Raw genomic sequence first — 12,218 nt, 5'->3', positions numbered from 1 at the left:
TTTCTTATTTGAGCCATCCCTTTTGAGTAGCTCCTTTACTATACCAAAACAGAAAGATAGAGATGGTGATTACCAGTAAAGGCATGACGTAGCCCTGCACGGTACCATACACTTCAGCCGCGTTGGTAGCAAACCAGGCATATACATTCTGAATAAGAACCGCGATTAAAGAAATAGCGAAGAGAGGGACTGCTAATTTCCTTTTGAGCACCATCAGCAAGGCACCAAGAACGCCTGCAAAGGTGGCAATGGCGAAAATACCTGTAACCCAGGCCGGAGTTGCTTCCATCAGTTCGATCTGTTCTGGGGTCATCAGATCCCGTGTGGCATCGTCCATGTAGACGGAACCGAGATAAGCCATGACGCCCATGATGTTCCAGATCAGGGCAACAACGGCTATGATCCAAAAGGCCGTGTTCGGTTTGTTAGAATCAGTCATTTTATTGGTTGTGTTATGGTTATACCTATTAAATGTACATATTTTTGAATTATGCGATCAGAACGCCATTGTTACTTGTTGGAGATACAATACCTGGGTTTTCGCTATCACGGATGGCAAAAACAGCCCGGACTCAAGACCGTCGAGCTTATGCTTAGTCGGACTGTTTCCTTTGTTTTGGGACATTCCAATTTTAAGATCCTGGCTTCAGGAAGAACAGATGCCATGGTCTCCTCCGCGCACGGACTGGTAGAGCTTTTCCTGGATGATCTTCCCCTTACTGCAGACTTCCTGGAGAATATGAATCATAACCTTCCGACAGACATTCGTCTTTTAGACCTGCATCCGGTAGATGCTTCTTTCAACGTCATTGACGCACCTTATTCCAAAACCTATATCTATCTCTTTGCTCATGGTCAAAAAATCCATCCTTTTGCGGCACCACTAATGACAGGGTTAACGGATCGACTGAATATAGAATTGATGCAACAGGCAGCCTTACTTTTTCAGGGAAAACACGACTTGGTCAATTATGTATATAAGCCCAATCCGGAGACCAGAACGGTAGTGGAGATCGAAAGCTGCAGCATACTTCCCAATGAGTACTACCAGGCCAGTTTCTTTCCGGAAGAGTCCTTTGCCCTGCAGGTGATCGGTAAAGGATTTAAGCGACAGCAGATCCGTCTGATGATGGGTGCGCTGTTCGATCTGGGTATGGGCAAGTATGACCTGGAATTCATCAAAACCAGCATTGGTAGATCCAATCGGGTTCATTTGGACCGAATTGCCCCTGCATCCGGACTAATACTGCAATCCATCCGTTATCAAGCCCCTTAAATTTGCTAACTTTAAGGATATAAACTGTCATCTATGATCGATCAATCCATACTCGATTTCCTAACTGAACTCAAGGCCAATAATAACCGGGATTGGATGCAGGAGCACAAGAAGACCTATCAGCAGAATGAGAAACAATTAAAAGCTTTTTACGCCGCTGTCGAGTCCGGTCTGAACACAATGGATCAGATTGAGAAAGTCAAGGTTTTTAGGATAAATAGGGACGTTCGCTTTAGCAAGGACAAGACCCCCTACAATGTGCATAGAAGCGTTAGTTTTTCCCGGGCCGGAGCCCATAGAAGAGGAGGTTATTATTTACGTTTAGAGCCGGGTAACTCTATGATGGCCGGCGGTTTTTTCGGTCCTGAACCTGCGGACCTGCTGCGTATCAGGCAGGAATTCCAGATGGATGGAGATAGCATTCGTTCTATTTTGAAGGAGCCTGAGTTCGATAAGGCCTTCGGGGGATTTGAGCAGTCCTATGCCGTCAAGACTGCACCAAAAGGCTTCAGTAAGGAAGATCCCAATATCGACCTGATCCGATTAAAGAGTTTTTTTGTGGTTCATCCTTATACGGACAAGGAGGTCACCTCGGCAAACTTTAAAGACAAGCTGGTGCATGACTTCGAATTGCTCCGGCCATTTTTCGATTATATGAGCCAGGTATTGACTACTGATCTAAATGGGGTTTCCTTACTAGACTAGTGAACATAGGCCGGAACCAATAATTGCACATGGCTCTTTAGTCGTTCCTTAACGATATTCATCATTCGCTTGTTCAGTGCAGAGGAGTTTTCCGTATAAACCCGATATTCCTCCAGAGTAAATTGTCCAATAATCGTTCCTTTCAAGGAGTTCCTGAACTTCATATCCTTGTGGATGGCATTCTCAATATAGTCCAGTCTCTTCTCTATGGAGAGGTCGTAGAAGACGTTCTTATGCTTCCTAACGTAGTTCCTGAAGATCTCCAATAAAAGGTTGTTCTGTAACTTGGCCACAGGCCGCAGGGTTTGGTTCTGAAAGATCTCCTCCTGGCTCATGCCAGACATTATGCGGGCACTTTCTATAGTAGGTCTAAGTTGGAGTAGAACTTGGTCGCGGGCTTCCATCTTGTTTGGGTTTGACTAAAATTAAAGAAACCAATTGCCAGGCTTGTCAGAAATCTCGGATAGTTGTTAACCGGGTTTTAAACAGATGTTTCCATAAAAAAACCCCTGAAAATCAGGGGTTCTTAAATAGTTCCATGGAATTACTTGGCTCCGAGAAAATCTTCTCGAGTCTTCATTTTCGGCATTTCCATTTCATTTTTCTCCATAAAGCTCATGAATTTGGCTCCTTCCTTATCCATGATTGCCTGATAACGGACTTTTGCTTCTTCGAATTCTGTAGTGATCAGTTCCAGGTTTTGCATTTGTGATCCTGAAACCTTGTCATAACTACTGGCTACATTCGAATAGAGGTCAGCCATTCTCTCCCTGAGTTCAGGCTCAGCAGAGGCAACGTAGTTATCTCCAGTTGTGATCACCAGGTCCTTACGAAGACCCTCAAGGGCATCATACAGTTTCTGGGCGGTCTTAGCACCCTTAGGGTTGTTGTCTATCACATCCTGGGCGATCTTTTGGGTTTCACCCAATTCGTAAACCATGAATGCCAGATCTTCTACCATATCGAACAACTGCTGAGTAATTTCCTCTTGTCGCTTGCGCTCTTTCAGGGTGGTCAGCGACTTTTCATCGTACTTTAACTCGACGGTTGTTTCATAGGTATTCTTGCCTTTGGTCATCACCACCTTATAGGTTCCTGCAGGAACGCGAGGCGAAGTAAATCCGCCAAATGAGAGCGTTTTTCCTTCGGCCATCTTCGGGATACGGGTCGAGAAATTCCAGTTGACCACATTGATGCCTTTCGACTTACTCGGGTTCAAAGTAGTAACCTTATTTCCTTCCATATCCTGAACCTCCATGGACATTTTGCCAAAGGTGTGGCGTTTCTTCAAGTAATAAACTATACGCGCAGCCGTCGATTTATTCGCCCCGACAAACTGTGTCTCTCCTCCAAAGGAACCAGAGAAGCCACTTTCTTCCACCATAGTGAAGGGTCGGGTAGAGAAGAAGTGAACGTCCTTGGCAAGTGTCTCCTGACTCAGTTCGCGTAAGGGACTGATATCATCAATAATGATCACACCGCGACCGTGAGTTCCCATGACAAGATCGTTGGTCTGTTTCTGCAGGTCGATGAAGTGAACCGCAACCGGCGGCATATTATTAGTGAAATGAGACCAGGTAGAGCCACCATTGATGGTCACATAAAGACCGAACTCAGTTCCGAGGAACAAGAGGTCTTCGTTTTCATAATCCTCTTGGATGTTTCTTACAAAGGCTCTATCGTCTATATCGTCGGAAATAATCGTGCTCCAGCTCTGACCATAATCTGTGGTCTTCATAGCATAAGGCTTCATATCTCCTGTAGTGTGACCGTCAAATACCGCATAGGCTGTACCTTCGCCGTGTACACTGGCCTCAATATGGTATACCCAGGTGTTGGCTGGGATACCATTTAAGTTGGCCGTCACATTGGTCCAGCTTTTTCCACCATTTCTTGTAACCTGAACATTACCGTCGTCAGTTCCTACCCAAAGAACGTCCTTGTTCAAGGGTGATTCAGCGATGGTAAAGATGGTCGTATGATTTTCTGCACCACTGTTGTCTACAGAAAGCCCTCCAGATTCGGCTTGGTTTTGTTTGGCCGGATCGTTGGTGGTCAGGTCAGGGGAGATGACCTCCCAACTGTCTCCCATATCATCAGATCGATGCACAAATTGACTTCCCATATAGAATCGGTCCGGCACATGAGCACTGACCGCCATGGGGGCATTCCAGTTAAAACGGAATTCAGGATCACCTTTAGCCGGTAATGGTTGGATGGTCTTGGTTCGGTTTCGATCTACGTCATAGCGCCAAACATTTTCAGCACCTTGCATTTCGGAGTAAACGATGTTCTTGGTCGGGTGTTTCAATACGCGGAATCCGTCTCCGGCGCCAACACTGTTCCAATCGCGGGCATTGACCCCTCCAGGTGAGGAAGATGGTCCCCACCAGGAACCATTATCCTGCAGTCCACCGTATACATTATAAGGTTGGGCGTCGTCCACGGAAATATGATAGAACTGAGATAACGGAAGGTTCTCGACGATCTCAAAAGTTGTTCCTCCGTTCCAGGAGCGGTATACTCCACCATCCGTACCGGAGTACATGATGTCGCTGTTGTTGATGTCGAAGATGATGTCGTGAATATCACTGTGCATATTCCCCAGGGACTTAAAGGTCTTCCCGCCATCCCGGCTGATAGATCCACTTAAACCTCCTTTAACGACAACATCAGGATCCCTGGGATCGATGGTGATACGGGAGAAATAGAATGGACGGACCGTCAGACCGAAGTCGTTGTTCAGGTGTTCCCAATTGCTACCGGCATCGGTCGATTTCCAAAGACCATTCAGTGATTTTTCCTCTGTTTCCAAAACGGCGTAAAGAATATTGGAGTCACTGGGTGCAACGGCAACGGCTATCCGCCCAAGGTCTCCTTCCGGAAACCCGTTGTGGATCTTGTTCCAGTTTGCTCCTCCGTCTGTCGATTTATAGAGAGCAGAAGTGGCTCCTCCCGAGGCAAATCCCCATCCGGAACGTCTGAACTCCCACATGGAGGCATAAAGGATGCTCGGGTTGTTTGGATCCATGATCACATCAGCGGCACCAGTTTTGGGCCCGATGTATAAGATCTTGTTCCAGGTCTCACCACCGTCAGTGGATTTGTAAACCCCACGGTCTTCTGAGTCACTCCATAAGGCTCCAAGCACACCGACATAGATCTCCTTGCTGTTATCGGGATTGATTGCAATGGAAGCAATTCGCTCGGATTTCTCGAAGCCAGCGATCTCCTTCCAGTTATTTCCACCATCGGTAGAGTGATACAGACCGTCTCCTACGGAAACCGAATTACGGGTCCAGGTCTCTCCGGTACCAACCCAGATGCTTTGATCCGGGTCATTGGGGTCCAGTTTTACCACACCTATGGATTGTACATAATCATCGAATATGGGTACGAAGGTGGCTCCACCATCACTAGACTTCCATACTCCACCTCCAGCGGTTCCGGCATAAATGATCCGGGCATTGGAGGGGTGATTTTCCAGGTCATTGATCCGTCCGCTCATCAGGGCAGGGCCAATGTGTCTTGCGCGCATATCCCCGAAAAGTTCTTTCCCTTTCAGGGCTATTTCCTGGCCGCTCATGGTCCCAACTGGGATCAAAGCAAGGGCCAAAAAGGTCAATAAGACTCGTTTCATTACTTTGGTTTTAGTTAGAATTGAATTGCATATAGCCCGTCGGAATGAATATTCCGATAGGGGCTATGACAGTATGTTACAAGAAAAACAATCCCCTGTAAGAAGCAGGGGATTATTTCATTTTAGTTTTTGTCTTCGGTAGAAGCGGCGGCCTCAGGGAATTTGAAAAGGGCCATGTCGATCTCAGGATTCAGGACGATCTCCTTAATGGTGATCGGCTGCCCGCCTTGGCTCATGGAGAATGGGAAGTACAAGCCATTTACTTCTTCGTAGTCGCTCATGGTAGACTTGCTCATCTGACCTTTAGCTGGTCCCTGACGAATCTCAGCTTCGACTACGATAGGCACAAAGTTCTCTTTCTCGAAGTAATGGTAGGACACATTGGGCTCTTCGTTTCCATCTACCATAACAGGGTCCTGGGTCAATTTGATCTTAAAGGTCTCTGTTCCTTCGATGGTTTCGTCTCCCATCAGCTCCACAGTAAATCCTTTCTCTTTGTAATTAAGGAATGGAGAAGGGAAGTCTTTTACCGTTTTTTTCATGTTCTCTGTGGTCTCCGTATCGCTTTTCTCGGCTTGCATGGTCATGAAGTTGGTAGACCACATGGTCTCGCCGTCGAAGGCCACTTGGGTGATTTCCTGACCTTGAAAGGTGATCTTGACCAGTTGCTTTCCATCCTTAGTTTGGTAGATCTCTACCGGGATATCCATTCCCTGGGCAGTAACGCTCGCGATGGTCTTGGTACCCTCTAGTGAATTCCAGGCATCGGCGCCACCTGTGTTTTCAAAATAATTGTTGATTATCTCATCGGCAGTTTGGGCCTGGGCAGGAATAAAGACCAACAAAAACAGACCAATGAATGCGATTTTAAACTTTTTCATGTGATGATTATTTGGATTTACGTAAAGGTATGTCTTTAATGGGGTTGAAGTGTTACAGTATCTTTATAAAATAGGTGAATTTAACACTTTAAATCCCGTAAATTTGTTTGTAGCAAGAATAGTCTTACAACTCAACTATACCTATGCGATTTCATACCCGAAAATGGGTCAAACCAGAAGACCTCAACCCCAACGGCACCCTGTTTGGAGGCCGATTATTGGAGTGGATAGACGAAGAAGCTGCACTCTACACTATCATTCAGTTGGAGAACACCAAGATCGTAACCAAGTTCATCTCTGAGATCAACTTCAAAAGTTCTGCGCGAAAAGGGGACATCGTCGAAATAGGCTTGGAGGTGAAGCATTTTGGAAAGAGCAGCCTGACTTTGGCATGTGAGGTCAGAAACAAGATGACCCGGGAAACCATCATCACTATAGACAAGATCATCATGGTCAACTTAGATCCCAATGGTTCACCCAGTCCTCATGGAAAGACCGAAGTGGAATTTGTCCGCGATCGCCTGAACGAGGACTAGCCGTTTAGTTTTTGAAGCTTACCCAGATCGGAACCAGATGGCAGTTCAAAGATCTCCAGGTCAAAATAGGAAACAGAGGCCATTATGTGGTCCATGATATCGGCCATGATATACTCGTAATTCTTCCAAACCTTATCAGAAGAGAAGCAATAAATCTCTATGGGCACACCTTCGGCAGTTGGGGCAAGTGGTCGGACCATCAAAGTCATCTGTTTATTGATACCTGAGGTGTTCTGTAAATAGCGGTCAATATAAGCCCGAAACAGACCTAAATTCGTCTGATTGCGACCGTTCACAGAGAGGTCTTTGTCTGCATTCACCCGCAAATTGTGCTTGTCTATGGTATCTTGACGGTGTTTGATCAGATCGCCAATCAATTGAACTTTACTTAGCCTTTGAAGATCTTCAGCCTTGAGGAATCTCACCGTATTTTGCTTGATCATCAAGGCCCGCTTGATCCGCCTGCCGCCGCTTTCCTGCATCCCTCTCCAGTTCTGGAAGGAGTCTGAAATAAGACTATAGGTGGGAACCGTGGTAAAGGTCATGTCCCAGTTCCTGACAATTACTGTTGCCAAGTTGATCTCACTGACCTCTCCATCAGCGCCGTATTTGGGCATAGAGATCCAATCTCCGATACGGACAATATCGTTGACCGTGATCTGGATGCTGGCCACAAAGCCTAAAATGGTATCCCGGAAGATCAACATGGCTGCCGCCGATGCTGCGCCCAAGGTAACTAAGCTTTTCAATTCGTAGCCAGTTAGTATGCTTATACCAAGAATTATGCCGATAGCCCAGGCAAAGATCATCAGGACCTGTAGATAGCTTTCCAGGGGTTTGTCCTTATACTGGTCCTTGGTCCTGAGATACCACACGGTGGAACGCAATGTACTTCTTACCACCAATACGGTCAGGACAACTATATATATGTCCACCAACTTCAGGACTATATCAGAAAGTAAATCGTAGCCATCAAAAAGAAAGGGCTCTAAATACCAGAATAATAGAACAGGGCCGTAGTGACTGACATATCGCGGAAAGTTACTCTTGACCAGGTAATCGTCATAGGTGATCGCTGTAGACTTACTAAATCGCTTGAACAACCAGACGATGATAACCCGGAGAATTCGATCCAATAAATAGGTCAAAAACAAGACCAGGACTAAATTGATGATAAAGCCAAGAATTTCAGCCCAATAGGCCCCTATACCCTGATCCTTGAACCAATTTTCGAACCAGTTAAATAGTCCTTTTAGTTCCTTTTCTGTCATACCAGGTATTTTCGTTCGGCATAAAATGGCCCAAAGGGAACCACCGAACACAAAAGAACGATGGCCAGGATTCCGTAAGACCAATTTAACTTTGATTTCATGAGGAAGGCTCCCAACACATAGACAACAAATAGTATTCCATGGGCCATCCCGATCACGGATACTGCCTGGGGTATATCCATCATGTATTTCAATGGCATGGCTACTCCTAACAAAAGCAAGAAGGAAATAGCTTCTAAAATTCCAATTTTTCTAAAGGTATCGATCGTCATCAGGTCCAAAGAATTTCGTGCAAAGTTAAGCCACAGGGATATGGATGTCAATTTTATTCAATTTTTAAGACAGGAAGTCTCATACTTAATTAACTTTCGGGTGCAAAATCAGAAATACATGAAAATCAACTTTAAAGTAATGCCTTTGCTGGCTGTAATATGTCTGACTATGGCTTGTGAACAAACAAAAGAGAGGGAGGTCGCGTCTACCGAATTCACTCTCGACTATGAAAAATTTGTGCTGGATAATGGACTCGAGGTCATCTTGCATGTAGATAAGAGTGATCCCATTGTTGCAGTAGCTACCATGATGCATGTTGGGTCCAACCGCGAGAAACCGGGAAGGACCGGATTTGCACACTTTTTCGAGCATATGTCATTTAACGACTCCGAAAATGTCCCTGTTGGTGCTAACCGAAAGATGATCCCGGAATGGGGAGGGAGTCGAAATGGGGGAACCTGGAGTGATGGCACTGTCTATTATGAAGTGGTACCCAAGGATGCCTTCGAGAAGATCCTTTGGATTGACAGCGATCGGTTTGGATACATGATCAACACCGTAACCGAGGCCGCCCTGGAAAGAGAAAAGCAGGTTGTGAAAAATGAGAAGCGCCAGCGTGTGGACAATGCTCCTTATGGGTATACAGACGAGATCATTCGAAAGAATCTCTATCCTGAGGGACACCCTTATAGCTGGACGGTGATCGGTTCACTGCCTGATCTGCAGGCTGCAACCCTCGAGGACGTGAAGGAATTTTACAACGAATACTACGGAGCATCCAATGCCTCCTTGGTAATTGCCGGTGATATTGATATCGAGGAAACAAAAGCCCTGGTAGAGCGTTGGTTCGGTGAGATACCTTCCGGACCGGAAGTGGCGCCAATGTCACCTATGCCGGTTACCCTGGAAGAGACCAAATCACTGTACTTTAAAGATAACTTCGCAAAATTGCCTGAACTAAGAATGGTCTATCCCACGGTAGAGGCCTACAATAAGGACGAGTTCGTTCTTGAAGTGCTGGGGCAGTTGCTCAGTGGCAGTAAGAAATCTCCACTGTACCGATCTGTAGTAGAGGAAGGGAAATTGGCTCCGAATGTGAGTTCTTACAACAGTTCCAATGAATTAGCTGGTGAATTCGTCTTCCGGGTCAGGGCCAATGAAGGTGTTGCCCTGGACGATGTGAAGGCAGCAATAGAAAGTGGTTTGGCCGACTTTGAGACCAACGGATTCACCGACACCCAATTACAGCGTATCAAGGCCGAATTGGAAACTCAATTGTATTATGGAGTGGCGACTGTCTTGAACAAAGCTTTTCAATTGGTGCAGGATAATGAGTTTGGTAAGGATCCCGGTTTTATTACCGAGCGATCCAAGATCTATCAGAGTATTACACGAGAAGATGTGATGCGGGTTTACCAGCAGTATATCAAAGGGAAGAACTATGTGATGACCTCGGTTATCCCTCAGAATACCCCAGAACTGGCCATCAGCGGAGCCGAGGAAGCTACCGTTTGGCAGGAAGAGGTTACTGCCATGAAGGCCAATGAGCAGGTGGGCCAGGGCGAGGAAGCCGAATATGAGAAAACTCCTTCCAAATACGACCGTTCTGAACCCGATTTTGGAGAACCACCCTTGTTCCGCATGCCAGCCGTCTGGACCGGTTCCATGTCCAATGGTATGAATACCCTGGGGATTGTGAATCAGGAGCTACCCTTGGTCAGTTTCTCACTTAGCATACCCGGAGGTCATATGCTGGATTCCATGGAGAAATCCGGTATGGCCTACCTGATGGCCGATCTGATGAACGAAGGTACTGCCAACCGGACAGCCGCAGAACTAGAAGAGGCAATAGGCCTATTAGGCTCTGGAATTTTCGTTTCGGCCGGGGCAGAGGAGATCACAATTTCTGGAAGTTGTCTTTCCCGAAATTTTGAAGCGACCCTCGCATTGGTGGAGGAAATGTTGTTGCAACCCCGTTGGGATCCGGCCGATTTTGATCGATTGAAGCAGGAACTAAAGACCTCTTTAAAAGGCCGGGAAGCCAACCCTACTGCAATTGCTTCCTTGAATTTCACCAAACTACTGTACGGCGATCAGCACATTATGAGCGTTCCGACATCGGGAACCCTGGAGACCGTAGAGGGGATTGGCCTGGAGGATATCAAAGCGCTCTACTCTAAACTGAGCCCACAGGGTGCGGCAATGAAGGTGGTGGGCGACATTGACCAGGCAGAGGTAGAAGCCGCCCTATCCAGTTTGAATTCCAATTGGACTGTGGATGCTGCTCAAATGAACAGTTATGCCATTCCGGAAAATTCGACCAAACAACAGCTTTATTTCATCGACGTCCCTGGAGCCAAGCAATCCGTGATCTACATAGGCAGTATGGCCTTGGCCGCTTCGGACCCAATGGCTCCTAAACTGCGTTTTGCCAACGAAGTTCTTGGCGGCGGATCCAGTGGCCGATTGTTCCAGACATTACGTATCCAAAAGGGGTATACCTATGGGGCCAGTTCTGGCGTGCCGTCCAGGCAAACTGTTGCTCCGTTCCGAGTAGTGACCAGCGTTCGGGCAAATGCCACCCAGGCTTCCCTGGATATTATCCGGGAGATGTTGCAGGATTACGGCCCCGGCTTTACCGACAATGAAGTAGAGCTGACCAAGAATAAGGTGGTGAAACAAAATACACGAGCCTATGAATCCCTGAACGCCAAACTGGGCATATTGACCAATATTGACAAATACGGCAAGTCCTTGGATTATATCAACCAGGAACAAGATGCATTGATGTCTATGAACCTGGAGGAGTTCAAATCCGTTATCGCACAATATATCAACGAGGCCGAAATGACCTACCTGGTGGTGGGTGATAAGGCCACTCAGTGGGAAGAAGTAGCCAAACTTGGGCTTCCGGTCACTGAATTGGATATTTTTGGCCAGCCAATAGAGTAAGACTTGATTAATCTAATTTGCAGGGCAGCGGAGTGTTTAAAGCATCTCCGCTGTTCTTTTTATAGCTAAAGTGCCACCATTCGGTCCGGATCGGATTAAAACCGAACCGCTTCATTCCCTCCAGTAAGATCCCCCGATTCCTCTGCTGACTTTCACTAAGACCGGCATAGTCCCAGTGGGCTTCTGGACCAAAGTGATCGTAGTCAGTCCCCATGTCCAAGGCTTGTCCATCTAAAGTTTCCAAAGTAAGGTCGACCGCATAACCTCGGTTGTGTACAGATCCAATCTTGTCTGGATTGGCCACATAGTTGGGGTCTGGATAGACCTTCCACATCAACCGTTGAATGTCCAGGGGTCTGTAGCAATCAAATATCCTTAATTGAAATCCTTGTTCTTCAAAGTAAGTGTTGACTTCCAGCAGAGCATCTGCCGCTACTTTCTTCAGAACACATTTCTGGCAAGGATATAATACCTCACCCGTAAAGTTGGCTGTGGTAGCATATCGAACATCCAGGCTGATCTGATCTGAGATATCAACCAAACCGTCGGGGAGCTCCTGCTGTGCGAGGCAATTCACCGTCAGGAGCAACAGAGGTAAATAGCGAGCTAGGAATTTCACCATCTTCAAATTTAGCATAATTATAAGAGGCCATTATCTTGGGGGTTGTACCTTTGAGGTCTAAA

At 46.5% G+C, this 12,218-nt stretch carries 11 protein-coding genes; 4 read left to right on the top strand and 7 right to left on the bottom strand.

The genetic code is table 11. The features are described from left to right. Positions 1-4: 4 nt before the first annotated feature. Complete coding sequence (locus BST85_RS05620) at positions 5-439, bottom strand: hypothetical protein (RefSeq protein WP_104812357.1); 435 nt, start codon at positions 437-439, stop codon at positions 5-7. A gap of 51 nt (positions 440-490) precedes the next feature. Here BST85_RS05620 and BST85_RS05615 point away from each other — a divergent pair, with 51 nt between their 5' ends. Together BST85_RS05615 and BST85_RS05610 are read left to right on the top strand one after the other, a co-directional pair. Next, positions 491-1,276 carry a tRNA pseudouridine synthase A gene (locus BST85_RS05615; protein ID WP_104812356.1) on the top strand — a complete coding sequence of 262 codons (786 nt, stop codon included), beginning with the start codon at positions 491-493 and terminating at the stop codon, positions 1,274-1,276. Positions 1,277-1,309: 33 nt separating this feature from the next. Beyond that, positions 1,310-1,981 carry a DUF2461 domain-containing protein gene (locus BST85_RS05610; RefSeq protein ID WP_104812355.1) on the top strand — a complete coding sequence of 224 codons (672 nt, stop codon included), beginning with the start codon at positions 1,310-1,312 and terminating at the stop codon, positions 1,979-1,981. Here BST85_RS05610 and BST85_RS05605 read toward each other — a convergent pair. The 3 genes from BST85_RS05605 to BST85_RS05595 all read right to left on the bottom strand — a co-directional run bounded on the left by BST85_RS05605 (position 1,978) and on the right by BST85_RS05595 (position 6,502). Then, on the bottom strand, positions 1,978-2,385 hold the full coding sequence (locus BST85_RS05605) for a glyoxalase (protein WP_104812354.1): 408 nt from the start codon (positions 2,383-2,385) through the stop codon (positions 1,978-1,980). The two genes, BST85_RS05610 and BST85_RS05605, sit on opposite strands and share 4 nt — an antisense overlap. A gap of 140 nt (positions 2,386-2,525) precedes the next feature. Next, positions 2,526-5,621, bottom strand: coding sequence for a WD40/YVTN/BNR-like repeat-containing protein (locus BST85_RS05600; protein ID WP_104812353.1), 3,096 nt, complete (start codon positions 5,619-5,621; stop codon positions 2,526-2,528). A 122-nt stretch (positions 5,622-5,743) separates the two neighbouring features. Continuing rightward, positions 5,744-6,502: a LolA family protein gene (locus BST85_RS05595; protein ID WP_104812352.1), complete on the bottom strand. Its 759-nt coding sequence runs from the start codon at positions 6,500-6,502 to the stop codon at positions 5,744-5,746. Between the two features lie 143 nt (positions 6,503-6,645). On the opposite strand from BST85_RS05595, the gene BST85_RS05590 reads away from it, so the two are divergent. Further along, positions 6,646-7,038 carry an acyl-CoA thioesterase gene (locus tag BST85_RS05590; RefSeq protein ID WP_104812351.1) on the top strand — a complete coding sequence of 131 codons (393 nt, stop codon included), beginning with the start codon at positions 6,646-6,648 and terminating at the stop codon, positions 7,036-7,038. Here the strand turns inward: BST85_RS05590 and BST85_RS05585 are convergent. Then, the gene (locus tag BST85_RS05585; protein WP_104812350.1) at positions 7,035-8,309 is read right to left on the bottom strand and encodes a mechanosensitive ion channel family protein; all 1,275 of its coding nucleotides are present in this window, start codon (positions 8,307-8,309) and stop codon (positions 7,035-7,037) included. The genes BST85_RS05590 and BST85_RS05585 overlap by 4 nt on opposite strands. After that, a complete protein-coding gene (locus tag BST85_RS05580; RefSeq protein WP_104812349.1) occupies positions 8,306-8,581 on the bottom strand; it encodes a DUF3817 domain-containing protein in 276 nt (91 codons plus the stop codon). The genes BST85_RS05585 and BST85_RS05580 overlap by 4 nt, the downstream gene beginning before the upstream one ends. A gap of 118 nt (positions 8,582-8,699) precedes the next feature. On the opposite strand from BST85_RS05580, the gene BST85_RS05575 reads away from it, so the two are divergent. Further along, positions 8,700-11,534, top strand: a complete 2,835-nt coding sequence (locus BST85_RS05575; protein WP_104813917.1) for a M16 family metallopeptidase — start codon at positions 8,700-8,702, stop codon at positions 11,532-11,534. A gap of 7 nt (positions 11,535-11,541) precedes the next feature. Here BST85_RS05575 and BST85_RS05570 read toward each other — a convergent pair whose 3' ends face one another. Then, complete coding sequence (locus tag BST85_RS05570) at positions 11,542-12,156, bottom strand: M15 family metallopeptidase (RefSeq protein ID WP_104812348.1); 615 nt, start codon at positions 12,154-12,156, stop codon at positions 11,542-11,544. Positions 12,157-12,218: the final 62 nt, after the last annotated feature.

This window comes from Aureitalea marina (assembly GCF_002943755.1).
Lineage (GTDB): Bacteria > Bacteroidota > Bacteroidia > Flavobacteriales > Flavobacteriaceae > Aureitalea > Aureitalea marina.
This window is presented reverse-complemented; position numbering and strand designations above follow the sequence as displayed.